Here is a 25099-nt window from a genome sequence, read left to right on the forward strand (position 1 = left end):
TCGGGATTATTTTGTGTTATTACGTTTTACGCTCTTCTCGTCGCCATTCCGTATATCCAGAGAACCAGTAAGGCTCCTAAAACGGCAAGAAACATACTCTTGATGTCGAAGTCATTCACAGTTCCCCAACCTAGCATGGTACCGATCCATCCGCCAACAAAAGCACCTACGATTCCTAAAATGATTGTTAAGATCCAACCCATTCCCTGGTTTCCAGGCATAATGAATTTAGCGATTGCACCTGCGATAAGACCAAAAATGATCCAAGTTAAAATACCCATAGTTTTAAAATTTTAATGTTAATAAAAATGTTATTCTTTTTTAGTTTATCAAAAAGGTTGCCGAAAACTAAGCCCTCTTTCTGAAAAAAGAATCTACAAATTCTGTTCCATTAAATAATTGCAGGTCCGTCATCTTCTCGCCGACGCCGATATACTTTACGGGTATTTGAAACTGATCTGAAATACCGATCACCACTCCACCTTTCGCAGTTCCGTCCAACTTTGTGATTGCCAGCGCGTTCACTTCGGTAGCCGCCGTGAAGTGTTTCGCCTGTTCGAAAGCGTTCTGTCCGGTAGATCCGTCAAGCACCAAAAGAATTTCGTGTGGCGCATCCGGAATCACCTTCTGCATCACTCGTTTAATTTTGGTGAGTTCGTTCATTAAATTTATTTTGTTATGCAGTCTCCCCGCCGTATCGATGATCACCACATCAGCATTATTTGCTACCGCACTCTGAACAGTATCGAATGCCACAGACGCCGGATCTGAACCCATGCTCTGCTTCACGACGGGCACACCCACACGCTCGCTCCAAATCACAAGCTGGTCTACCGCCGCCGCGCGGAAGGTATCCGCCGCGCCTAAAACCACACTTTTACCTTCAGATTTAAACTGGTGCGCGAGTTTACCAATCGTAGTTGTTTTACCAACACCGTTCACGCCTACCACCATAATTACGTAAGGTTTTTTTGACTCATCAATATTTCCGGTGGACGCATGTGGATTTTCAAGCAACAACCCGGAGATTTCCTCACGCAGGATCTTATCGAGCTCGTCAGTGCTTACAAATTTATCTTTTGCAACACGGTTTTCTATCCTTTCGATGATCTTTATTGTAGTTCCGGCACCTACGTCGGAGGCGATAAGCACTTCTTCAAGATCATCAAGCACCTCATCATCTACTTTAGATTTACCGACAACGGCCTTCGAAATCTTTTCGAAAAATCCCTGACTGGATTTTTCCAGACCTTTATCCAAAGTCTCCTTTTCCTCCTTCTTGAAAATTTTCTTGAACCAACTCATGTTACGTTATCAGGTTTTTTTAATCAGCGCAAATATAACAAAAAAACTACCCAAAATTTGGGTAGTCGGTATATCGTGAACTGCGTTGGCAGGACTTATTTTTTCAAATAAGCTTCTACCTCATCAGCGTTCATTACTTTCTCGTCGAAAACGTATGCGCCAGATTTAGCCGACTTCACCATTTTCACAACTTTGGTCATTTTCTTAGAACCTGCGCCACCCTGAAGGGATGCTACTACTTTCTTTGCCATTTTTAATCGTTTTTTAAAAGATTACTTAATCTCTTTGTGAAGGGTGTATTTCTTCAGAACCGGATTGAATTTTTTAAGCTCCAATCTTTCTGTAGTGTTCTTCTTATTTTTAGTCGTAATGTATCTTGACATTCCTGCTACACCGGATTCTTTGTGCTCCGTGCACTCCAGAATTACCTGTACTCTGTTACCTTTTTTAGCCATTACTTGTTATTTTTTATAAATCCGTTTCTTGCTGCTCTTTCAATCGCCTCCTCGATTCCGATCTTGTTGATCACTCTCAATCCGTGCGCCGAAACTTTCAGTGTAACAGACTTTTCCTGCTCCGGAAGGTAAAATTTCTTCTCCAATAAGTTGATTTCAAAACGACGCTTCGTTTTGTTATTAGCGTGAGAAACATTGTTCCCAACCATCGCACGCTTTCCTGTTATCTGGCAAATTCTTGACATATCTCGATGTTCTTTTTTACTACTAAATATTTGAGAGTGCAAAATAACGAAGAAAAATTTAGTTAGACAAATATTTATGAATTAATTCTTTAGAATATTTTTAAAACTTTCCCGAAAACACGTTCACTATTATTCATCCGCGCTTGATAACACTTTACTGAATAACTTAAATGATATTAACTTCTCTTTCCAGAGTTATCCCAAACTTATCTTCCACAGAATCAATGATTTTCTGCGAGAATTCAAATATTTCGGCACCGCCCGCCTGGCCAGTTTTGTTCACGATGACCAATGCCTGCAAATGATGTGATGCTACATTGCCAATCTCTTTCCCTTTCCAGCCGCACTGTTCTATCAGCCAACCTGCGGGTACTTTTACCCATTGTCCGGCAGCATAACCCGGAATCTCCGGAAATTTCTGTTGCAGCGCCTCAAATGCAGACTTTGAAATGGTCGGATTTTTAAAGAAACTCCCCGCATTACCAAGCAGTTTCGGATCCGGCAACTTACTTTGACGGATACTGATCACTGCATCTGAAACATCCCGAATCGTCGGATCCGTGATATTCTGTCGCTCCAATTCTGATTTTATTGCACCGTATTCAATGCGGATCACGTGATTTTTCATCGTGAGTCTGAACGTCACATCCAGAATCACATACTTTCCTTTTCCCTCGTTTTTGAAAATGGAATCCCGGTAACCGAATTTACATTCTGCACTATCAAAAGTTTCAGTCTTTAAAGTTTCCAGATTCAGCACCGTACACTTTTCGCACACATCTTTGATCTCAACGCCATACGCCCCGATATTCTGCATTGGCGAAGTACCAACATTCCCGGGGATCAGCGACAGATTCTCGAGTCCACCATAGCCCTGTTCAAGACAGAACAGAACGAACGAATGCCAGTTTTCACCTGCGGCTGCGGTCACCAACACCTCATTTTCGCTTACAGCTTCTTCGGATATTCCTTTTAAAATAAGGTGAATGACAAGTCCTTCATAATCTTTTGTAAAGAGGATATTGCTGCCACCACCAAGAAAAAGCGGCTTTATATCTAAATTACCCTTCTGCCGGACAGATTCCAGGACTCCGATGAGTTCATCCGTCGAAGAAACCGCTGCAAAATACCTTGCAGCCACGTCCACACCGAACGTGTTATAATCTTTTAAAGAAAAATTTTCGTAGATTTTCATTAAAAATGTTTCGCAAATTTACGCACTTTTACTACACAAAAAAGCCACGCACAATTCGTGGCTTTTTAGAATTAAGTGCTAATCGTGCCTTGTATATTTTTGTAAGGCATCGCTCAGCAGTTCCACGCTTCGCCGCAGGTCCTCTTCTTTCAGTACATACGCTACGCGCACCTGTTTCTTCCCGAGCTTTGGATCGCTGTAGAACCCGCTCATTGGCGCTACCATAACGGTTTCATTGTTGTTGGAATAGCTTTCGAGCAGCCACTGCGCAAAATCATCAGTGTCATCAACCGGAAGCTCCGCCACGCAGTAAAACGCACCTTTAGGTTTCGGGCAGATCACGCCCGGAATTCCGTTTAGGAGTTCTACCAGTAGATTTCGGCGCTTCGTATATTCTTCGCGAACCTGAAGGATGTACGCGGTATCATTGTGATGCGCCGCCGTGGCTGCAATCTGGCCCAAAAGAACCGGACTGAGCCTTGCCTGCGCAAAAAGCATCGCAGCGTCGCGTATTTTTTTAGAACGTGTGATCATGCAACCTATCCGAGCACCACACATTGAGTATCTTTTAGATTCTGAATCAATTATAATACAGTTTTCAGCCAATTCCCTGAATTCAAGCATGGAAACAGGCTGCTGTCCGTCATACACATATTCACGGTAAACCTCGTCAGAGATCACTACAATGTCATGCCTCAGCGCTATTTCAGCCAGTTTCTGCAACTCCTCGCGCGTGTAAAGGTAGCCGCTCGGGTTCCCCGGGTTACAGATGATGATCGCCCGCGTTTTATCGGTAATTTTTTTTTCGAAATCTTCAATCGGCGGCAACGCAAAACCCGTGTCGATCGTCGAAGGAACTGCAACTACATTTACGTTGAAAGTGCTTGTGAAACCGTTATAATTTGCATAATACGGCTCCGGAATGATCACCTCATCACCGTCATCGCAAAGTGTGGAAATCGCAAAGTTCAAAGCCTCAGATCCACCGTTGGTCACCATAAAATGGCTCGTGTCCAGATCCTTAAATCCGAGCGTATGATAATAATCTTTCAGCGCAGTGCGGTATTCCAGGTTTCCTTCAGAAAGCGCATATTCCATGACTTTCAGGTCAATATTTTTTATCGCGTTCAGCGCGGTTTCGGGTGTAGCAATATCCGGTTGCCCAATGTTCAGGTGGTACACTTTCACTCCGTTCTGTTTGGCCAGCAGAGCATAAGGAACCAGTTTCCGAACCGGTGAAGCCGGCATTTTCTGCGCGCGCTGTGATATATTTGGCATAAATCGACTTTTTTACAAAATTAGACAAATTTTCAGGAGCTACAAAAGCAGAAACCTGTCCGCAAGATCTACCGGCTCTCTGCTGCAATCTTTTTTGCTTCGCAAAAAAGGATTTCCGCTGCGATCCGGGCTAAAATTACGGGTGATTCTCTTTCGGTAGGTGGTCCTGAATCTTAAAAACTCACCTGGTAAAAATTAAAAAAATTGTTAAAATTATCTTAAAATTGGCACAGAAATTACTGATTGCATTTAAACACAAAAGACGGTGATACGACATTTATTAGTTCTTCTCATTTTTTTGCCTTTACTTCTAAGCGCGCAAAACAAGGCAGGCGTGCACCTCAAGCGCGACTGGAAAACTTCGAAAATTTTCAAAGGGAGTATAGCCGGCAAACCAATCACCTTAAATCTCGAATACGCTACGCATTCCGGTTGGAATGATAAAGTGTATTCGGTTCAGGGATACTATTATTACGACACTTTTAAACAAAAGATTCCACTCGCAGGATTTTATAATGGTGATTTACTGCTTTACAATTTCGGTGCAATCCATCCGCAACTGTCAAAGCAACTGCTTGCTGAAGAATTGTTCTGCTATACTTCACCCTGCCCGGCATACAAACCTTTAAAAGAACTTTTTAAGATTGCTCAAAGCAATAAAAATTACCAGAACGGCACACTTCAGGTGAATGGGAAAAAGTATGCGGTGTCAATCAAAGACTCTTCCTTAGACCTAACCCCACGTGATGAATGGCTATTACTGCCAAATGGCAAAAAGTACAATCTTCGGAATCTAATAGATGAATTTGGCGGCAACGTGGTCATTGCGTCGTACGAAGACAGTCGTGAAAATCGGGTCCTGCTGCAATTTGAACGTGATTCAAATTTTAACAAACAGGGTTTTTGCGGAGCCTCACCGCCCGACAAAGGCTTCCGTCTGCTTACTTTTGACAAAAACTGGAAATTCAAAGCGGTTTCATCCTATGTGCTGTCTGGTTGCAGGGAGGATGCCGTTTTCATGGGCGAGAAAAAGACAAAGCACATCGGAATCAAGGCTTATTATGTGGCGCAGCATGAAGTACTAAATCTTCTGGTTGTGAATCTTCGTAACTCTTCCATCATTTTTAAAAAACTTGTTTCACCTTACGACCCGTACGCGGAACCATTTAAGGGGCTGAATGTTAATTAATTACCATAAAAACAGCCGCTCCAAAGACTGAAGTGGCTGTTTTTTATCTGAGCAATTAACTGGAATTACTTAGTTATAAATCCTTTGTTTTTAAGTAACGGTTTGATATCCGGAGTTCTGCCCGTGAAATCTTTATACGCCTGATTCAGATCCACAGAATTGCCGACGGAAAGGATATGTTTCCTGAAACGGTCGCCGTTCTCGCGCGTCATTCCGCCGTTGGTAGTGATCCAGTCCCAGGCATCTGCGTTCAGCAAATCGCTCCACATGTAAGCATAATAACCTGCCGAATATCCGCCGCCCCAAATGTGCGCAAAATACGGAGAATGGTATCTTGGCGGCACTTCTTTAAGGTTGAAGCCATATTTAGCCAAAACATTTTTCTCAAATTCCAAAGTCGGCTTAAACTGTGATTCATCCGTCACCGAATGCCAGTTCATATCGATTGTAGCCGCAGAAACCAACTCTGTTGTAGAATATCCCTGGTTAAACGATGCTGCTTTCTTGATCTTATCTACCAAAGCCTGTGGCATCGGCTGTTTTGTCTGATAATGGATCGCATAATTCTTCAGGACAGAAGGTTCAAGCGCAAAGAATTCATTGATCTGCGACGGGAATTCTACAAAATCACGTGGCGTGTTGGTTCCCGAGATTGAAACGTATTTCTGGTCTGCGAAAAGCCCGTGGAGTGTATGGCCAAACTCGTGGAACATCGTAGAGACATCATCATAAGAAATCAGCGAAGGTTTGCCCGCAGCCGGTTTCTGGTAATTGAAAACGTTTACGATAACCGGTTTTTGGTTTAAAAGATGCGACTGCTCCACGAAATTGCTCATCCACGCACCACCGTTTTTGTTGCTGCGTGTATAGAAATCGAGGTAATAAAGCGCCATTGACTTTCCGTCGTTATCAAAAACTTCGTACGCTACTACATCCGGATGATAAACCGGCAGATCTTTTCTTTCTTTGAATGTGATACCGTAGAACTTTTCAGCGGCATAAAAAACTCCTTTTTCCAGAACGGTGGAAACTTCAAAATAAGGTTTGATCTCATTCTCATCCAAATCATACTTGGCTTTTCTTACCTGCTCCGAATAGAAATTCCAGTCCCACGGCTCTACTTTGAATCCGCCTTTCTGTTGGTCAATCAACGCCTGAATCTCATCACTCTCACGTTTTGCGGTGGCAACTGCCGGCGTAGCCAACTGCGCCAAAAGCTTCATTGCATTTTCCGGTGTTTTAGCCATTTGGTCCTGAAGTTTCCATTCTGCAAACGATTTTTTACCGGAAAGCTGTGCTTTTTGCAGTCGGAGCCGTGCCTGTCTTTCGATGATGTCGCGCGTGTCATCAGCATTGCCTTTTTCTGCGCGGTACCACGATGCTTTGAACAACTTTTCGCGCGTCGCACGGTTTTTCAAATTCTGAAGAAGTGGCTGCTGTGTAGTATTTAATAATGTCAAAAGATATTTTCCTTCATGGCCGGCATCTTTTGCATCTGCGGCCGCAGCAGCGATTTCGTCCGCGGACAGTCCGTCAAGTTCCTTTACATCAGAAATAAGCACAGCGCCATTTTTCCTCGCGTCCAAAAGGCGGCTTGTAAACTGCGTAGAAAGCGTCGCCAGTTCTTCGTTGATTTTCTTCACCTTGGCTTTATTTTCAGGCGAAAGGTTTGCACCGGCGATTTCGAAATTGGTTTTGTAAAGTTCAACCATCCGTTTCTCTTCAGCTCCCAATGGCGCTGTATCAATGGCCTTTATTCTGGCGTAAAGTTCTTCATTGAGCAAGATCTTATCGCTAAGACCTGAAAAAATCGGTGCGTACTCTTCTTCCAGTTTCTGCAGTTCCGGATTGGTGTTTGAACCTGTCAGGTTATAAAAGACAATCTGCGCACGCTTCAGGATCTCGCCGCTGTTTTCAATGGCTAAAATTGTGTTGCCAAAAGTAGGCGTATCCGGGTTTTTAGCAATTTGTTCGATCTCTGCGAGCTGAACTTTCATTCCGTAATCAAAGGCGGGTTTGAAATGTTCAACTTTGATCTTGTCAAATTCCGGCGCCTGATACTGCAGTGTACTTTTCTTCATGAAAGGATTTGAGGCCAGGCTGGCGTCCGGTGTGGGGATTTCGGTTGCGGAAGTAGTCTTATTCATAGTGGAACAGGCCGAGGTGACAACCAAAGAGGAAATCAGCAGGGCTGAAGTAATATTTTTCATTTATAAACGGTTAATTAAGGTAAAGATATTAATTTTAACTAAAATTAAAAACCACAAAACTATGAGAACACTGATCCTGCCGCTTTGTGCTGCACTCCTCCTACTGTCCTGCGATTCGAAGAATGAATCACCCATTTCAATAAATCTGAATCCGGGGAAAAGCGACAAGCCGGCACGTACACAACAGCACGATATGGAATTTGATGAGATTAAAGTTTCGGAATCCATCAATGCAGAAATCGTGAAATCCGACGTTGAAAAAGTAGTGATTACAGCGCCCGCCAATATGTTGGATGATATTTTGGTCGAAAATGATAAAGGTGAACTTCATATACATTTCAAACCCGGCCTGAATCTGTCGGGGCGCAACGTGGCTGCAAAGATTTTCGCCCGCGATTTCTCGAAAGTAGAAGCCAATTCTTCGGCACGTATCACAATCAAAGATAAATTCACGCAGGACAGAACTGAAGTTGAAGTTTCAAGTTCGGCTCAAATTACCGGAGATCTTGAAGCGAACGATCTTTCGATTGAAGCATCGAGCACAGGAACTTTCACCGGAAAAGTTTGGGCTGTAAACCTGGAAGCGGATGCCAGCTCATCCGGAAAAATAGACATCTCAGGCAAGACAAAACTGGCAGATTTGCACGCGTCATCTTCAGGTACCATCGCAGCTAAAGATTTTACTGCGCAAAATGCGGAAATAAAAGCTTCAAGTGGCGGAAATGTTCGTGCCGGTGTTTCGGATGTGCTGAATGCGGAAGCGAGCTCGGGTGGCAGCATCAGTGTACTGAAAAAAGGAAATCTGCAGGTCGCCAGCCAGAATGAGAACAGCGGCGGAAATATTTCTGTTCAGTAATTAGATTTAAATATTTAAACCAAAAAAATCGCGCGACAATGCAGTTTTATAAAGCTTACATCGTCGCGCGAAATATTGATATCTATTAAAAGAAGGTGATTCAACCGGATTACCAACCACCGGACGCACCGCCGCCGCCGAAACTGCCGCCGCCACCAAATCCACCAAACCCACCGCCGGAACCGCCGCCAAAACCGCCACCTCCGAATCCGCCACCTCCAAAGCTTCCCGGGAAGGGGAAAAATCCGCCCGGATAGGTGCGCCGGCCACGCCTTGAAAGGATCACATCATCATCGTCACCATTTCTTCCGCCACCGCGGTTTCGGAAAAAGAAACTTAGGAAAATGATGATGAAAAATATGACAAGTAAAGTGCGGAAAGTACTTGCGCCTGCCTTTTGAGCGGGTTTCGCCACCGGTTTGAATTTGCCCTCTACCACTTCCATCAGCGCCGTGGTTCCACCATCAATTCCCTGGTAATAATTGCCCTGTTTGAAACTCGGCGTTACGATATAATCCAGGATTTGTCCTGCGACTGATGCGGTAAGATAGCGTTCAACGCCGCGTCCCTGCTGGATTGAAAACCTTCGGTCTTCCGCAGCGATTAGGAAGACGATACCGTTATCCTGCTCTTTTTCGCCGATCTTCCATTTTTCGCCGTACATGGTTGCGAGATAGTTCACATCTTCGCCTTTAGTGCTAGGAATGATGATCACGGAAATCTCTGTGGAAGACGAATCGTAGAATTTGATCAGTTTTTGGTTCAGCAAATCTTCCTCCTGCGCACTCAGCAGATCTGCTTCATCGTAAATCGGATAAAGCAATGCCGGCTTTTTAGGCACGAGTTGCGCCCACACGGTGAGTGTGAGGCAGAAAAAGAAAAGCGTGATAAATTTAGTTCGAGAAGGTAATCTCATTAGAAAGTTCGTTAAAGTTTTCGCCGCTCACCGGGAAATGCTTTTTAAGCTCGTAACCTGTTTTAAAGATTCCGTTCCGCAATCCGTCATGGTAATTGCCTTTGGCAAATTCGGCCGTAATTTCATCATGAAGCCGGTCCCAGAAGGTTTGCCGCACTTTTTGATGAATTCCTTCATCACCGATGATCGTGAGATAATGCTCTTCAAAATTCACATGGAATAAGACCGCATTCTTTTCTGCTGTCTTGTTCTGGCACAGAGATTTGAATACATTGAATGCAATTTCCGCATTATTACCCCCGGAGTGTGAATCTATGTGCACGCGAATCTCGCCGGTAGAGTGATCCTCCGCTGACTGAATGGCTTCCACAAGGGAAGCCATTTGATATTCTGTGAGAAAGTTGCTCATTACTCAGTGAAAACTTCGGGCGCGTTTTCAGCACCTGCCGCAGCTTTGAAATATGGCTTTTCCTTAAAGTTGGTGAAATTCGCGAGGATATTGTTCGGGAATGTTTTAATGGAAGTGTTGTAATCCTGCGCGGCTTCATTGAAATAAACGGTTTCGCTTCGGATGCTGTTTTCAATCGCGGTATATTCCCGCTGGAAATTGATGTACTGCTGGTCAGCCTTCAGGTTCGGATAACTCTCTACCACGGCCATCAGCCTGCTGAGTGCTCCGCTGAGTTCACCCTGCGCCGCCTGGAATTTTGCGAGGTCAGCCTCGGTCATGTTGGTTGGATCAATATTGATCGAAGTCGCTTTGGAACGGGCTTCCACCACGTTCGTCAAGGTTTCTTTCTCGAACTGTGCGTAAGATTTTACGGTTCTCTCAAGATTTGGGATCAGATTTGCACGTTTCTGATAAACGGTTTCCACATTAGACCATTTCGTGTTTACAGTCTGTTCTTTGGCCGTAAAGGTATTATAGCCATTTTTGCCCCAGAAAAATAAAACTACGGCGATTACAACCAGCGCGATCCCGATAGTTCCGGCGCTCATACACCCTCTGTTTCTCATTGTTTAAATTTTTTAATGTTTATGATTGGCACCCAAATATACAAATTAAGTGCTAAATTTGCGAAAAACTGAGATAATGGTAACGATTGTGGTGGCAATGGGTTTTAAAAATGAAATAGGCGCTGGCAATCAGCTACTTTGGCACCTGCCGAAAGATTTAAAACATTTCAAGGAAATCACTTCCGGCCATCCAATCATCATGGGTCGTAAAACTTTCGAAAGTATCGGTAAACCGCTGCCAAACCGCACCAATATCGTAATTTCAAGACGGAACGACTGGTTTCAGGAAGGCATCCTGATCGTGGGCAGCATAAAAGAAGCTTTAAAATTCGCGAAGAAAATCGATGAAAACGTTTTTATAATTGGCGGAGGTGACATTTATAAGCAAACACTTGATGCGACGGACGTTTTGGAAGTAACCCGCGTAAATGCAGAACTCAAAGCCGACGTATTTTTCCCGGGGATTGATCCGAAGATCTGGTTAAAAACCTCTGAAACCTGCATCGGAAAAGATGAAAAACACGCCTATGATTTCTGTTTCGAACGTTGGGAACGGAAAGTTAAACTTTAATTTGGACAAATAAAAAAGTCCGCCTTTTTAATCCTTAAATAAAATTGCAGGCTTAAAACGGGAAATCTATCTTTGCATTTTTTAAATTTAAGATGAACAAATACATAAAATTCTTCATTGCAGCACTGATGATCGCTGCCGGCGTATATCTGATGATGAACCGAAATATCGGCTGGGGCATCGTGATGGTTATCCTTTCTGCGATACCTATACTTTTGTTTTTTAAGAATGAATACATACTGCTCGCGTTTTGGTTTTTAAGAAAGCAGAATATGGTGAAGGCGTCAAACTGGCTGAATAAAATCACGAATTTTGAGTCGCAGCTTCACCGTTCACAATATGGCTATTTCCATTATCTTCAGGGCTTATGCTTAGCGCAGGACAATCCGCAGAAAGTGGAACCGCTAATGAAAAAAGCATTGGATTTTGGTCTTAATATGAAGCATGACCGCGCAATGGCGACTTTGAATATTGCTGCAGGCGCACTGCAGAAAGGCCGCCGTCAGGAAGCCGCAAAACTGCTGGAAGAAGCCAAAAGACTCGACAGCGCCGGAATGATGACCGACCAGATCAAAATGATGAAAGACCAGCTGAAAATGCCGTCCATGCAGAAGCACGCGCACAACCCGAACATGCGTCAGCGCGGGAAATTCTTTTAAAAATCAATTTGGCCTGAATAAAAGCGGGATCACATTTCCCCATTTTGCTCGGCATCATAAAATTTCGGCATTTGCCAGTGATACTTCACGGCCAATGTTCTTATTGCCACGATGAGCAGAATGGTAAAAACCTGCACAATTACGTACTTTAAGGACGAATATTTCACCAGAAGAAGGAAAGCGCTGCCGCCAATAATGCAGGCTGTTGCGTAAATCTCTTTCCTGAAAATGAGGGGTATTCGGTTGAGCAGAATATCGCGGATAATTCCACCAAAACAGCCGGTTATCGTTCCGAGCGTAAGGCAGATCAGCGGATGAAGGTCTGCGCTGAGACCTTTCTGGATACCCACAATCGTAAAAAGCCCAAGTCCGAAACTGTCGAAAATGAACAGGGTGACCTTGAATTTTTTCTCCAGCGATTTGAAAACCATCGAAAATATACTGGTCACAAAAATCACGGAGCACATCAGCATATTGTGCATCCAGAACACGGGCACATCGAGCAGCAAATCGCGCACCGTTCCTCCCCCGACCGATGTAATGAACGCGATGATCAGCACCCCGAACGGATCAAGTCTTTTCTGCATCGCCGCAAAACTTCCCGACATCGCAAAGGCGACGGTGCCGAGTAATTCAATAAGCAATGTGAAATTTTCCTGAAGCATCATGTATTATTCCGATTTCGGTTTAGATTTTACCGGTTGACTGTCACTCAGACCCGTACCGAGTCAGGCACCAGCAACTCATAGTTACCGTTAAATGAAATGATCTCACGCACAATGCTGCTGCTGATAAACGCTTTGCTGGCCGAAGTGAGCAGAAATATCGTTTCCACTTTATTGTTGTGCGTAAGTTCGCGGTTGGTTTGTGCGATGGCCTTTTCAAACTCAAAGTCTGACGGATTGCGAAGCCCTCTCAGGATGAATTTTACGTCGCGGCTGCGGCAGTAATCGATCGTAAGTCCTTCAAAATGATCAACTTCTATATTCGGAAACTTTTCAAAAGTCTTTTTGATAAAATTTATCCGTTGCTCCAGCGAAAACATGTACTTCTTCTGCGAATTCTGGCCGATCGCGATGATGATCTTATCGAAAAGTGGCGAGGCCCTTTCCACAATATCATAGTGACCAAGCGTAATTGGATCAAATGATCCGGGAAAAACAGCGACTCTCATGAATATTTTTTGGGATTTAAGTTTAATTTCAGGCGTCCGATCATTTGAAGTAATCTTCTGCTTTTTTTAAATATTTCAAATTACTTGTTCAATGCTTTTTCCACCTCGTGTCCGCAAAGATCCTTGATTGAAATTCCGTAGATTTTTGCTTGCTGCGGCAAAATAGAAGCCGGTGAAAAGCCAGGGTTGGTATTCATTTCGAGCATATAAGGCGTGCCGTCTTTGATGATAAATTCGCTGCGCGAAAAACCACTCATTCCCAGAGAAGTGTAGGCTTTTTTAGCGATCTGCTCTACGGTTTTACGTGTTTCTTCGTCCAGTCTGGCTGGTGTAATTTCTTCGGAAGCGCCTTCGTATTTCGCTTCATAATCAAAGAATTCATTATGCGAAACGATTTCGGTAATGCCCAGGACGATGGTTTCGCCTTTGTAATCTACCACTCCCACGGACACTTCTGTTCCGTCCAGGAAACTCTCAATCAAAACCTCATCGTCTTCTGCAAAGGCGAATTCAAGGGCTTTGGTGAGTTCAGATGCTTCCTTCACTTTAGAAATACCCAGCGAAGAACCCGATTGATTTGGTTTTACAAAAACGGGTAAGCCCAGTTCTGCGATGATCTGTCCTTCATCGATGTTGTCGCCACGCTTGATGTAGATGCTTTTTGCAGATGGAATTCCATATTTTGAAAGCACTGCGAGGGTGTCTTTTTTGTTGAATGTAAGCGCGCTCTGGTAAAATCCGCAGCCCGTATACTTTTGTCCGATGATATCCCAATAAGCCTGCAGTTCCCCGTTCTCCCCCGGCCGGCCGTGAATAATGTTGAAGCATACATCAAATTTCACATCAAAACCACTGTCGAGATTAATCGAAAAATCGGCTTTATTAACCGGCACTTTCTGGTCGCGGTCATCCAGAAAATACCATTCATCTTTGAGGATGACTACTTTATAAACATTATACTGTTCCCGGTCCAGCGAATCAAAAATAAGCTGGCCACTTTTAAGTGAAACTACGTATTCATCAGAATATCCGCCCATCACTACCGCGACGTTTTTCTTTTTCATAGTGTAATAAATGTATGCTGAGCAAATTTAAACAAATAGTTTACAAATCTGGCCCGGAGCGCGCAATATCAGCATTTCGCGCAGACAGAAAATCATCATTAAACATTCAAACAACCGGCTCATGAATTATTAAATTGCCGACAGAAATATGTATTTTTGCGGCCTATGAAAAGATGGTATCTCTACCCTTTTTCCATCGGTTTTCATCTGGTCACCGCGCTGCGGAATACGATGTATAACTGGGGAATTTTTAAATCGACCTCCTTCAGAACTCCGGTAATCAACGTCGGAAATCTTTCCGTAGGTGGCAGCGGAAAATCGCCGATGGTGATGTATCTGGCCGAATTTCTGTCTAAATATTACCGAACCGGTGTGCTTTCGCGCGGTTACGGCCGGATCTCAAAAGGCTACGGTATCACCAATTATGACAGTAATTTCAAGACCGTCGGCGACGAAGCGATGCAGCTTTTTGAAAGGTTCAAGAACCGTTTCGTAATCGGTGTTTCAGAAGAACGTGTTCCCGGCGCGAAAAAAATGATCGAGGACATGGATCTTGATGTCCTGATTTTGGATGATGCGTACCAGCACCGTAAAATAAAACCCGGCTTCAACATTCTGATGACCGACTATAATGATCCTTATTTCAAAGATTTCGTGCTGCCGGCAGGTGACTTGCGCGAAAGCCGCAAGGGAATGCGCCGCGCCCAGATCATCATGGTTTCAAAATGCCCCGATGACCTCACCGACGAGAAAAAACAGTACTACATTTCCAGGATTAAACCCCAGCACGACCAGCACGTGTTTTTTTCAAGTATCGGATATGATGAAAATGTCTTCAGCAAAGACAAATCTTTGCCCGACAACAATCTAGCGTATTACGACATCCTTTTGATCACCGGGATAGCAAACCCGAAACCGCTGCTGAATCATTTGGCAAAATTTTCTCAGCGGGTGAAACATTTAAAATTTAAAGATCATCATAATTTCAGCGATCAGGACATTAAAAACATCCTGAACGAATACAAGAAACTGGGCGAATACAAACTCATTCTCACCACAGAAAAAGATTATGTAAGGTTGAAGACTTTTGATTATCTGCGCGACCTGGTTTACTACTGGCCTATCAACGTAAACATCGACCGTAAGGAGGAATTCAACGAACTCATTTTAAATTACGTGCAGAAAAAACGCTGAAAACAGGAATAACTGAAGCGAAATTCGCCAAAAAATGGATTTCGGAGACCGCAAAATAATACATGTTGATATGGATGCGTTTTACGCTTCCGTGGAACAGCACGACAATCCTGAACTTCGCGGAAAACCGCTTGCAGTAGGCGGCGGACTGTATGGCGTGGTGGCCGCGGCAAGTTACGAAGCCCGCAAATTTGGTGTACGCTCCGCCATGCCCGGAAAGCTTGCACTTGAGAAATGTCCGCATCTCATCGTGGTGAAACCCAAGTTTCAGCGGTACAAGGAAATCTCACAGCAAATACGCAGTATTTTTCACGAATATACAGACCTGGTAGAGCCGCTTTCGTTGGACGAAGCCTACCTTGACGTCACCGAAAACAAAAAAAACATCGAATCCGCGAATGATATTGCACGTGAAATCCGCCGAAAAATCTTTGAACAAACCGGCCTCACAGCCTCAGCCGGAATTTCGGTGAATAAATTTTTAGCTAAAGTTGCCTCAGATTACAACAAGCCCAACGGCCAGAAGACCATCCATCCAACGCAGGTCCTGGAGTTTATGGATGACCTGCCGATCGAGAAATTCTATGGAATCGGCAAGGTGACCGCGAACAGGATGCACGAACTGCATATTTTTAAAGGTTCAGATTTAAAAAAGAAAACGCTGGAGGAACTGATCAGTCTGTTCGGAAAGTCGGGGAATTACTACTACAATGTGGTTCGCGGCATTCACAACAGTGAAGTGAAACCGCACCGGATACAGAAAAGTGTCGCCGTGGAAGAGACGTTCTGGGAAAATCTTCTGGATGAAGAGGCGGTATTTGAGCAGCTGAAAATTATCAGTGAAGAATTGGACACACGGCTTGGCAAAAAAAAGATCAGAGGTAAAACGCTGACGCTGAAAATTAAATATAAAGATTTTACACAGTACACGCGCAGCACCACTTGGGACGGCTACTTCAACAATGCGGAAGATTTCTGGCTCACCGCAAAAAAACTGTGGCAACTTCGGCCTTTTGACAAACCCGTACGGCTGTTGGGTCTTTCGCTCTCAAACCTCAATACACACGCCAAAAAGCAGGTTTCAGTGCAGCTGAAAATTCCGTTTAAGGATTGAATGCTTTTAATTTTGATGCGGACAGACGAAGTAGTTGATGAATCGGATCGATTTGATTCGTCGTCAATTGTACAAATGCAGATATTAGGCCCATCTCAGACCTAAGACCAACGAATTTTCCCGTTAACAACAAATTTTGTACTTTAGAAATTACAAAATAAAATAAATGAAGCTATATCCTATACAGTGCGGAAAATTCAAGTTAGATGGTGGTGCCATGTTCGGTGTTGTCCCGAAAAGTCTCTGGGAGCGTACGAATCCGGCGGATGAAAGAAACCTGATCGAACTCGGAACCCGTTCACTTTTAATGGAAGACGGCAAGAAACTGATTCTGATCGATTGTGGACTTGGAAACAAACAGGACGATAAGTTTTTCGGCCATTATTCACTTTGGGGCGACGATAATTTAGATAAAAACCTTAAAAAATTCGGTTTCGTACGCGATGACATCACGGATGTTTTCCTTACGCATCTTCATTTCGATCACTGCGGTGGTGCGATTGAGTGGAATGCGGACCGCACAGGCTATCAGCCCGCCTTTAAAAATGCACAGTTCTGGACCAATGAAGAACACTGGAAGTGGGCTACAGAACCAAATCCAAGAGAAAAAGCGAGCTTCCTTAAAGAAAATATCCTGCCGATGCAGGAAAGTGGCCAACTGAATTTTTTACCGACACCGATTACGGGAAATTATGGTTTTGCCCCAGACCTGAAAATGGACGTGATCTTTGTGGACGGACATACCGAAAAACAAATGCTGCCGGTGATCCGCTATCAGGACAAAACAGTGGTTTTCGCCGCAGATCTGATTCCTACCGCAGGACATGTTCCGCAGGTGTATGTGATGGGTTATGACACACGGCCGCTGCTGACGATGGAAGAAAAGGGAAAGTTCCTGAAACAGTGCATCGATAATGAATATCTGCTGTTTTTGGAGCACGATGCGCACCACGAACTGGCAAGCCTTAAAATGACGGAAAAAGGCGTACGCCTCGACGAGACCTATTCGCTGAACGACATTTTCGGCTATTAAACTTCGAAGCAGTTAATCATGAAGAAAATAATCGGAATCACCGGTGGTATTGGTTCGGGAAAAAGTACGGTCGCTGAAATCATCGAAGAATTCGGCTATCCGGTCTATTATTCTGATAACCTCGCAAAGGAAATCGTAAATAATGATGCTGAACTTCAGTTAAAAATCCGCGCGCTGCTCGGAGATGAAGCTTATGATGCGTCCGGTAGGTACGATCGGGCGTTCGTGGCACAAAAAGTTTTTGATAATGTTAACCAGTTAAATCAGCTAAATTCACTGATTCACCCTGCGGTGAAGAAAGATTTTGAGCGTTGGGTGGAAGATCAGGACGAAACATTCCTGTTCAAAGAAACCGCGCTTCTTTTTGAACTTAAGCTGCATGAAGCCTGCGACCGCTCCATTCTGGTCACGGCCGATGATGAAATCCGCATAAGACGTGTAATGGAACGCGACAACAAAACAACCGGGCAAGTGCAGGCCATTATCAACAGACAGATGCCTGAAAATGAAAAAGCTGCAATGGCAGATTTTGTAATATTTAATAACGAAGGTTTTGCTGAGCTGCGAAATGCGACAAACCTTGTTCTAAAACAGCTTGTCGCATCTTTCGACCAGGAAAATTCTTAAACCTTTTAATTTCTGTTTTTCACCAAAACCCAGCCCGTGTATTCGGTCACTGTGGTAAATCCAGGTTCTATCCATCTCATCACATACCAGTAACTGCCGCTCTCGACTGATTTTCCGGAAATTTTCCCATCCCAGCTAAATCGGTTGTTGTTGGTCCCTGTAAATACAGTCTGGCCGCGGCGGTCAAAAATCACCAGATAAGGTTCAGATTTCTTCATCAATCCTGAATAATCGAGCAGATCGTTCTTACCGTCGCCATTCGGTGTAATTACGTTAAAACGCTGAATGACATTAAAATCAACAGAAACAGGCTTGCAGTTATCAGCTGAAATCACGTACACTGTGTGGTCGCCACCCGGAACATTGTTGAATACATTGGAAGACTGATAATTAAAGTTATCGATGGCATACTGATAAGGTGACGTTCCGCCAGTGACGTTAACCGTAACCGTGCTGCCCACAATTTCGACACTCACAATTTCAGGCAGCGACACCGCCGTCACCGAAACGTTTTGTCTGTAAACGCAGGTACCCGAGGTGAGATCAACCCAATATTCACCGACTGGAACTGTAATTGAGGTCGTGGTGGCACCTGTACTCCACAAATATTTGTCGAAGCCCGATCCCGCATTGAGCACCGTTGTCGCTTCAGGACAGATCTGCTTATCGGAAAGTTGTTCAGATTTCTTTGGAATCTGAATATTCACCGTCAGCTTCCCGATCACATCGCAATAAGTGTTTTTATGTAATCGCAGATAGTAAACACCTGTTCCGGAAACATTTACCTGATTTGAAATACTGTTTATTTTCTTTTGGGCATCCGCCAAGGTCGAATAGTAAGTGGCCACAACTCCCGGATCTGAGGTAAATTCATTAAGGTGATTCGCCAAATTAACCGATTTCACAGCATCGAAATCATCATCGCATTCTATTACTGTAGCGCTCGCTTGGTCTAGCGCCAGTGAATTTCCGACTTTGAAATCAATCTGCTGTTTTTCGGCCGGACAAACCGATGAATAAGCTCTTACATAAACAGTAGTGTCGGCAGAATATGTCCAGTCATCAGGCAAAAGTGTTCTGAAGTCTGAGAAAAGGGAATATTCTACGGTAAAGAGCGTGGAGTTCTGTACAATCACCGGCGTGACGGTCGAAAATTTCACGTTGACGAAACCGTCGAAATCATCGTCACAGTTGGTTGCGCTATAGGCAGCAACATTCCAGATAGGTTTTGGTGAATCTGTTACGGTAATAGTCTTTGTGAAAACGCAGCCCGAAGCATTTGTAAACGATACCGTGTAAACTCCGGCGGATAAAACAGCAGTCTGTGTGGTAGAAACGGTCGTCGCACCATTTTTCCAAAGCCAGGAAGTGTAGGTAGATTCAGCCGTAAGGGTAATTGAGCTACCCTGACAAACCGGGTAGGAATAGAGCAATGCAGTAGGTGTAGAAGCTTTAAATACTGCATTTAAAGTTCCTATTACGTCACAGAAACCTGCTTTTTTAAACCGGTAGTAAAAAGTCTTGTTGCCGGTAATGGCCTGTCCAGCATTAATCGTGGGAGTGTTCGCCTGTGCCGCCTGTAATGTAGCGAAATATCTTAATGTCACTAAAGTATCTGTAGTGAAACGGTTGATGTAAGCTGCCAGGTTGATGTTTTCTGTACCGTTCGCGTCATTGTCGCAAACTGTTACTGTGTCGGTCGCTGTGATAAGTGAAAGGGAATTGCCGATTTTAAAATCGATCGTCCTGAATTCGGCCGGACAAACCGATGAATAAGCTCTTACATAAACAGTAGTGTCGGCAGAATATGTCCAGTCATCAGGCAAAAGTGTCCTGAAGTCTGAGAAAAGGGAATATTCTACGGTAAAGAGCGTGGAGTTCTGTACAATCAATAGCGTGACGGTCGAAAATTTCACGTTGACGAAACCGTCGAAATCATCATCACAATTCACCGCATTGTACGCCGCGGTATTCCACTTCGGTTTTGGCGAATCGGTTACTGTCACTGCCTGTTGATAGCGGCAGCCATCAGCATTGGTAAACTCAACCGTGTAGGTGCCGGCACCAGCTGTAATTGTTTGGGTGGTGGCTCCTGTGCTCCACAGAATTGCGGTGTAGCCTGATCCAATATCCAAAGTTGTGGTAGAACCCAGGCATACGGAAACATTTGCAGGAAGTGTGGGTGACGGCGTGGCTTTTTTAAATATAATATTCAAAACTCCAATTTCATCACACAATCCGGCCCGTGAGAATCTGTAGTAGAATGTTTTGTCCGCCGTGATGGTCTGATTGGCTACGATTGCAGGAGTATTATTCTGAGCATCTGTTAAATTCGGGAAGAATTTCACCGTTGTGGATGTATCTGCCGTAAACATTGAAACAAAATCATTCAGATCGATATCTTCGGTGTTATCCTGGTTGGTGTCACAGATCAATTTTGACTGTGGAGTCGCGACTGTAAATTTAGTGCCGGTTTTAAGCTGAATTTCTTTAATGATAGTCGGACAGCCGTTAGGCGCGTCAACTCTGATCCACACAGAAGTGTCGCCAGTGAAGGAGAAATTTCCCGTGATGTTATCATTCAGACCTGCCGTTGCTTTAGGCAGCGTATCATAATATTTCACGACAAAATTTGATGCCTGTACCAATACGACCGGCGTTACCGTAGTTAAATCCACCTTATAAGTGCCGTCGATCTTGCCGTCTACATCTTCATCACAATGCAGTTTGGTGTATAGGTTCTCTTTAACTTCAGGAGCTAACTTAGATTTAAGCTCCACCTTCGCGACGGAAATACAACCTATGGAATTGACCAGGCGTATATAAATAAAGCCGTCACCGGAAGTATAGCTCGTAAAATTCAGGATTTCATCTCCCGGAATGTCATTCTGCGCACCGTCGAATGTTTTAAAATAACTCTTGACAAGCGTATTATCCGGCGAAACGGGCGCAAGGCTCAAATTATAGGTCGCAATTCCGTTTGTGGAACACTCCTGAAGCACTTTGTCATCATACTTTTCGATCATGTTGATGGTAATCTGCACCGTTTCGCAATCCGGGATTGCACCGATGCCACAGAAAGAGAATTTAAAAGTATCCGTTCCGCTGACATTCGGATAGGCGGTATAAGTCAGCTTACCGTCTGCTGCGATGGTTACAGTTCCTTTTGTGGGAAGAGTAACAATCTGAACAGTGGACGGATTCACGGCCTGGCTGCTGAGAGCAAAAGTTGGCGTGATGGTTTCGTTTCCGCAGCTGTCGTAGTCGTAGTTGGTATAGGTCGTACAGTTGTAGAATTTGAAATCCTGGGTTTGTATCTCAGCGCAGGATCCCTGTTTTACTTTTACAGCATAAATCCCCGCTTGTGGAGGTTCGTAGGTATAAGTATTATTGATTCCGGGCGCCGGGCTGTAGGTGCCGTCGGGGTTTTTAATGAGCCATTCATAAGAATCGAATCCTTCGGTAACTTCCAGTTTTACTCCCGGAAGACAGTCGCCTTCGGTTTTTGTGATCGCGGGGATAAATGAGAATCCGGCAAAATAACCCCCGTAACCTACAGCATCGTTTCCTGCGGAAATTCCGGCAGTGACAGCTTTGGAAGAAAACACAGCGATATTACCATAGACCCCCGGAATGGAATAGGTTACCCAGTTTGGTGAACCTGAAACATTGAATGGGCCATTCAGTGCACTAAGTATCATCGATGTCCCGTTTCTTTTAACATCAACAGTAGCTCCCTCTTCCGTAATGATGTTAAGCTTAGTTGGCCGGGTGACGCTGTAGACACCATTGATATTCCCTTCATTTTGATCTACTAAAGCAATTTCATCAATTTTTTTAGGAAGATAACAACTTAAAGGAGGAATGTAGTTATACCCACCAGATGCAATTTCATTTGTATTGCTCGCACCCGCAAGCAGCTGAAAGACATAGATGTTTTCAGTACTTCGAATGAACATATTGTAATGATTCAGGGTCTGATTGACAAACTTTGAAGAAGGTATTACAAAATACTGTCCTGCATTAAGAGGAGTAGGATTTACGGGAACTGTTTCATTATTGACATAAATATTGGTGTTATTTACAGAGGCGATGACAAAAGCAGCTTCCATCCCTGAAGAAAGTGTTCCGTTTCCTTTTACAATTGCAAATTCTTTTCCTAGTTTATCTATTGGGACGCTTTGATCCATCAAAATGTCAGTACTGCTTGCTGCAGTATAGGTGTATTGCCCGTTGAAGTTACCATTTGTTACGGTAACAGGCTTGGTTGAAGTAATTTTAGCGCCAATAAAACCTGTCCAGTTTTGACTTGAATCTGAGGCACGACCATCAATAATATATGATTGACCTTTATTTAATGTAAAATTAAAACTGGTTCTAGGGATGAAGTCCGAAAATACTACCGAGGGATTAAATCCGTTTACAGTCACCACCGTATTGTCTTCTGTAGCCATAACAGAGGTCATAAACATAACATTAGAGAGACCTGCTAGGATCGGTGCTGGTGATGTGTAAAATTCGAGCCCAATTCCGGCAGTTCCTTTAGAAGTAACAATTTCAGCATGCTGATTTACCGAAAACCTTAAATTAGAAAAAAAAGGTTTTTCTCCCTTGAGATAAATACCTTTTGTAATTGGTTTAAATAAATCGGATTGATTTGTGGTGATAATACTAGTACGGTTTAGACTAAACTTTCCTGGATTGTTTTTACTAATCATCACCGAACCTATAACGACGTTATTACTGTAAACGTCAACTTTAAAAGGAGTTATCTCACTCGTTGACATATATATTGACTGGTACGGCGTAGACTGAGCAGCACGGTCCACCATCGGTGCAAACCAATGCTCCCGGTCGAGCTGGGCGTTTACAACAGTATATAAAAATAGCAGGAAAAATGGTAAAATTTTTTTCATGAATTTGGCGAAATCTACACAAATGTAGTTTTTTTATCTATAATTAAGACATTTTAACAGTTTGACTTTATTTTAAAAATTTAATTAAAAAATGATTTTGAGGCATAAAAAATCCGGCAGATTGCTTTCTGCCGGATAGTATACTAGGATTTTTATACTTTAATTTTTCAAGCTCTGCATATCGATTACAAAACGGTAACGCACATCGCTTTTCAGCATACGCTCGTAGGCCTGGTTGATGTCCTGCATTTTAATCATTTCAATTTCCGGAAGAATATTGTGTTCCCCACAGAAATCGAGCATTTCCTGTGTTTCTTTGATCCCGCCGATCACCGAACCTGCCACGGAACGCCGTCCACCGATCATTGGCGGAGTGAAAAGCGCATCTTCCATCTTGCCGATATAGCCTACCAACACGAGGGTACCGTCCACAGCAAGGGTTGAGATGTACGGATTGATATCGTGGTCGTAAGGAACGGTATCGATGATCAGGTCGAATTTACCTTTCGCCGCTTTCATTTCGTTTTCATAGGTTGAAATAATGACCGCGTTTGCGCCCAGATCAAGTGCATCCTGAATTTTATCCGGACTTCTGGAAAACAACGTGACTTCCGCACCCAAACCTTTTGCCAGTTTGATGGCCATGTGACCGAGACCGCCAAGCCCTACTACAGCCACTTTGCTGCCTTCTTTCACACTCCAGTGTTTCAACGGAGACCACGTCGTTACGCCTGCGCAAAGCAATGGAGCCACCGCTTTCAAATCTAAATTTTCGGGGATGTGCAGACCAAAAGCTTCGTCCACCACCACTTTTTCCGAATAACCACCGAACGTATGTCCGCCAAGAAACTGGTCTTTACCATTGTACGTGCCCACAGAACCATTTAAACAATATTGTTCAAGGTCTTTCTTACAGCTTTCGCACTCGCGGCACGAATCTACAAGACAGCCAACGCCGGCCAGATCGCCGACTTTAAATTTAGTTACATTCTCACCCACTCTGGTGATCCGGCCAATGATTTCGTGACCTGGAACAGAAGGGTATTTGGTTCCGCCCCAATCGTTACGTGCAGTGTGCAGGTCGCTGTGGCAGACGCCGCAGTATAAGATTTCAATTTCGATATCCGTTGCGGTAACGTCGCGGCGCTCGATCTGCATCAGTTCCAGATCTTTGTCCTTTGCTTCGGTTCCGAAAGCTTTTACGGTAATACTCATATTTTTGTAGTTATTATAATTAAAAATGTATTGTCCAAAATTAACGATTGCCGCGCACGCTCACTCTTAAAGCTTTCCTAATTTTTAAGGATAACGTGGTTAAAATTTTTCAGTCAGATATTTCCAGTAGCGTTTGGGTACATGCTGAATGTGGAGTTTCATGTTTTTGCGCTCGCTGATATTGGTTTTGGTAAAATACCGCTGCCACAGCGTCTGGTATTTGCGTTCTTCCTCATGATGCATCGCGGAGGCATTATTCAGCGCGTAAACCTGTTCAGGTTCAGGATAAAAAAACGTCGTTTCATTTAGATCGTAGATGACACCAAACCGTCTTTTCAGATCATAAATCATCCATTTTTGGTCGGCATATCTGTCTTTAAAAAATTTAAAACCCACCGGCAAAACATTGAAATCCGGCTCCACTTTAGCGAAAAACATGCCGTCTTCCAGTTTTTCAAACCTTACAAATGCGTGTAAGCGGTGAATTTCGCGGCCCATGCTTTTGCAGATTTTGGCAATGTCAAGTATTGAAGGATTGCCAAAATTTTCCAAAACATTCTTATCCGGATTCAGAACAGCCTGGCGAACTGCGGAAAGTATAAGATTTGCGGCATCAGCACGTTCGGAAAGATAGACGAGCAGCATTTGTTTCACTCCATTTTTGCCAAGCGACTTTTCGAGTTTTTTTATTACACGGTCAGCCTTTGCGGCATCGCTCACTACGTGATGTACGTCTGCAAACAGCGCTTCATTGAAATGATGCTGCTGACTGACGATCTCCGCGGGTTCGAAACGGTATTCGAAAACTTCAAAAACCGCTGTCATCAGACCTTCAAACGTGTCATCGAAAACTAACGTCGTCATAA

25 protein-coding genes are annotated in these 25099 nt (G+C 43.7%); 8 read left to right on the forward strand and 17 right to left on the reverse strand.

Annotated features, from left to right (window positions below; all coding sequences use genetic code 11):
• Positions 1 to 26 precede the first annotated feature (26 nt).
• From H9628_RS00490 to H9628_RS00520, 7 genes are all read right to left on the reverse strand, one after another.
• A complete protein-coding gene (locus H9628_RS00490) occupies positions 27 to 281 on the reverse strand; it encodes a GlsB/YeaQ/YmgE family stress response membrane protein (protein WP_251832159.1) in 255 nt (84 codons plus the stop codon).
• A 67-nt stretch (positions 282 to 348) separates the two neighbouring features.
• Positions 349 to 1305, reverse strand: a complete 957-nt coding sequence (gene ftsY / locus H9628_RS00495) for a signal recognition particle-docking protein FtsY (RefSeq protein WP_251832160.1) — start codon at positions 1303 to 1305, stop codon at positions 349 to 351.
• 95 nt (positions 1306 to 1400) lie between these two features.
• Positions 1401 to 1556: a DUF4295 family protein gene (locus tag H9628_RS00500; RefSeq protein WP_251832161.1), complete on the reverse strand. Its 156-nt coding sequence runs from the start codon at positions 1554 to 1556 to the stop codon at positions 1401 to 1403.
• Positions 1557 to 1577: 21 nt separating this feature from the next.
• The gene (gene rpmG / locus H9628_RS00505) at positions 1578 to 1760 is read right to left on the reverse strand and encodes a 50S ribosomal protein L33 (RefSeq protein WP_076783379.1); all 183 of its coding nucleotides are present in this window, start codon (positions 1758 to 1760) and stop codon (positions 1578 to 1580) included.
• Positions 1760 to 2005 carry a 50S ribosomal protein L28 gene (gene rpmB / locus H9628_RS00510; RefSeq protein ID WP_251832162.1) on the reverse strand — a complete coding sequence of 82 codons (246 nt, stop codon included), beginning with the start codon at positions 2003 to 2005 and terminating at the stop codon, positions 1760 to 1762. Before rpmB ends, rpmG begins: the two co-directional genes overlap by 1 nt.
• A 166-nt stretch (positions 2006 to 2171) precedes the next feature.
• Positions 2172 to 3200: a UDP-N-acetylmuramate dehydrogenase gene (gene murB / locus H9628_RS00515; RefSeq protein WP_251832163.1), complete on the reverse strand. Its 1029-nt coding sequence runs from the start codon at positions 3198 to 3200 to the stop codon at positions 2172 to 2174.
• Positions 3201 to 3278: 78 nt separating this feature from the next.
• Entirely contained in the window at positions 3279 to 4478 is a 1200-nt protein-coding gene (locus tag H9628_RS00520; RefSeq protein WP_251832164.1) for a pyridoxal phosphate-dependent aminotransferase, read from the reverse strand.
• A 298-nt stretch (positions 4479 to 4776) separates the two neighbouring features.
• Here H9628_RS00520 and H9628_RS00525 point away from each other — a divergent pair, with 298 nt between their 5' ends.
• On the forward strand, positions 4777 to 5667 hold the full coding sequence (locus H9628_RS00525; RefSeq protein WP_251832165.1) for a hypothetical protein: 891 nt from the start codon (positions 4777 to 4779) through the stop codon (positions 5665 to 5667).
• Positions 5668 to 5732: 65 nt separating this feature from the next.
• On the opposite strand, the gene H9628_RS00530 is transcribed toward H9628_RS00525, so the two are convergent.
• A complete protein-coding gene (locus H9628_RS00530; protein WP_251832166.1) occupies positions 5733 to 7877 on the reverse strand; it encodes a M3 family metallopeptidase in 2145 nt (714 codons plus the stop codon).
• Between the two features lie 61 nt (positions 7878 to 7938).
• On the opposite strand from H9628_RS00530, the gene H9628_RS00535 reads away from it, so the two are divergent.
• Positions 7939 to 8733 (forward strand): head GIN domain-containing protein, encoded by a 795-nt coding sequence (locus tag H9628_RS00535; RefSeq protein ID WP_251832167.1) that lies wholly within the window; start codon positions 7939 to 7941, stop codon positions 8731 to 8733.
• Between the two features lie 109 nt (positions 8734 to 8842).
• On the opposite strand, the gene H9628_RS00540 is transcribed toward H9628_RS00535, so the two are convergent.
• From H9628_RS00540 to H9628_RS00550, 3 genes are read right to left on the reverse strand one after another with little or no spacing between them, the layout of a single operon-like run.
• Positions 8843 to 9649 (reverse strand): TPM domain-containing protein, encoded by an 807-nt coding sequence (locus H9628_RS00540; RefSeq protein WP_251832168.1) that lies wholly within the window; start codon positions 9647 to 9649, stop codon positions 8843 to 8845.
• Complete coding sequence (locus H9628_RS00545) at positions 9627 to 10058, reverse strand: TPM domain-containing protein (protein WP_251832169.1); 432 nt, start codon at positions 10056 to 10058, stop codon at positions 9627 to 9629. Before H9628_RS00545 ends, H9628_RS00540 begins: the two co-directional genes overlap by 23 nt.
• Entirely contained in the window at positions 10058 to 10666 is a 609-nt protein-coding gene (locus H9628_RS00550) for a LemA family protein (RefSeq protein WP_251832170.1), read from the reverse strand. The genes H9628_RS00545 and H9628_RS00550 overlap by 1 nt, the downstream gene beginning before the upstream one ends.
• 76 nt (positions 10667 to 10742) lie before the next feature.
• Here H9628_RS00550 and H9628_RS00555 point away from each other — a divergent pair, with 76 nt between their 5' ends.
• Both H9628_RS00555 and H9628_RS00560 read left to right on the forward strand, forming a co-directional pair.
• Positions 10743 to 11237: a dihydrofolate reductase gene (locus H9628_RS00555; protein WP_251832171.1), complete on the forward strand. Its 495-nt coding sequence runs from the start codon at positions 10743 to 10745 to the stop codon at positions 11235 to 11237.
• Between the two features lie 92 nt (positions 11238 to 11329).
• A complete protein-coding gene (locus H9628_RS00560) occupies positions 11330 to 11896 on the forward strand; it encodes a DUF2892 domain-containing protein (RefSeq protein ID WP_251832172.1) in 567 nt (188 codons plus the stop codon).
• A 29-nt stretch (positions 11897 to 11925) separates the two neighbouring features.
• Here H9628_RS00560 and H9628_RS00565 read toward each other — a convergent pair whose 3' ends face one another.
• The 3 genes from H9628_RS00565 to H9628_RS00575 form a co-directional block, all read right to left on the reverse strand.
• Positions 11926 to 12561: a trimeric intracellular cation channel family protein gene (locus tag H9628_RS00565; protein ID WP_251832902.1), complete on the reverse strand. Its 636-nt coding sequence runs from the start codon at positions 12559 to 12561 to the stop codon at positions 11926 to 11928.
• Between the two features lie 47 nt (positions 12562 to 12608).
• On the reverse strand, positions 12609 to 13070 hold the full coding sequence (gene coaD, locus H9628_RS00570; protein ID WP_251832173.1) for a pantetheine-phosphate adenylyltransferase: 462 nt from the start codon (positions 13068 to 13070) through the stop codon (positions 12609 to 12611).
• Between the two features lie 80 nt (positions 13071 to 13150).
• Positions 13151 to 14134, reverse strand: a complete 984-nt coding sequence (locus H9628_RS00575) for a D-alanine--D-alanine ligase (RefSeq protein WP_251832174.1) — start codon at positions 14132 to 14134, stop codon at positions 13151 to 13153.
• Between the two features lie 165 nt (positions 14135 to 14299).
• Here H9628_RS00575 and lpxK point away from each other — a divergent pair, with 165 nt between their 5' ends.
• From lpxK to coaE, 4 genes are all read left to right on the forward strand, one after another.
• The gene (lpxK, locus tag H9628_RS00580) at positions 14300 to 15328 is read left to right on the forward strand and encodes a tetraacyldisaccharide 4'-kinase (protein ID WP_251832175.1); all 1029 of its coding nucleotides are present in this window, start codon (positions 14300 to 14302) and stop codon (positions 15326 to 15328) included.
• A gap of 34 nt (positions 15329 to 15362) precedes the next feature.
• Positions 15363 to 16442 carry a DNA polymerase IV gene (gene dinB, locus H9628_RS00585; protein ID WP_251832176.1) on the forward strand — a complete coding sequence of 360 codons (1080 nt, stop codon included), beginning with the start codon at positions 15363 to 15365 and terminating at the stop codon, positions 16440 to 16442.
• Positions 16443 to 16608: 166 nt separating this feature from the next.
• Entirely contained in the window at positions 16609 to 17475 is an 867-nt protein-coding gene (locus H9628_RS00590; protein WP_251832177.1) for an MBL fold metallo-hydrolase, read from the forward strand.
• Positions 17476 to 17493: 18 nt separating this feature from the next.
• On the forward strand, positions 17494 to 18102 hold the full coding sequence (gene coaE, locus H9628_RS00595; protein WP_251832178.1) for a dephospho-CoA kinase: 609 nt from the start codon (positions 17494 to 17496) through the stop codon (positions 18100 to 18102).
• A gap of 5 nt (positions 18103 to 18107) precedes the next feature.
• Here the strand turns inward: coaE and H9628_RS00600 are convergent, their stop codons facing one another.
• From H9628_RS00600 to H9628_RS00610, 3 genes are all read right to left on the reverse strand, one after another.
• The gene (locus H9628_RS00600) at positions 18108 to 23018 is read right to left on the reverse strand and encodes a T9SS type B sorting domain-containing protein (RefSeq protein ID WP_251832179.1); all 4911 of its coding nucleotides are present in this window, start codon (positions 23016 to 23018) and stop codon (positions 18108 to 18110) included.
• A 159-nt stretch (positions 23019 to 23177) separates the two neighbouring features.
• Positions 23178 to 24233, reverse strand: coding sequence for an NAD(P)-dependent alcohol dehydrogenase (locus H9628_RS00605; RefSeq protein WP_262891772.1), 1056 nt, complete (start codon positions 24231 to 24233; stop codon positions 23178 to 23180).
• 99 nt (positions 24234 to 24332) lie between these two features.
• Positions 24333 to 25097 (reverse strand): TIGR03915 family putative DNA repair protein, encoded by a 765-nt coding sequence (locus H9628_RS00610; RefSeq protein ID WP_251832180.1) that lies wholly within the window; start codon positions 25095 to 25097, stop codon positions 24333 to 24335.
• Positions 25098 to 25099 lie beyond the last annotated feature (2 nt).

The organism is Kaistella pullorum (assembly GCF_014837035.1).
Lineage (GTDB): Bacteria > Bacteroidota > Bacteroidia > Flavobacteriales > Weeksellaceae > Kaistella > Kaistella rhinocerotis.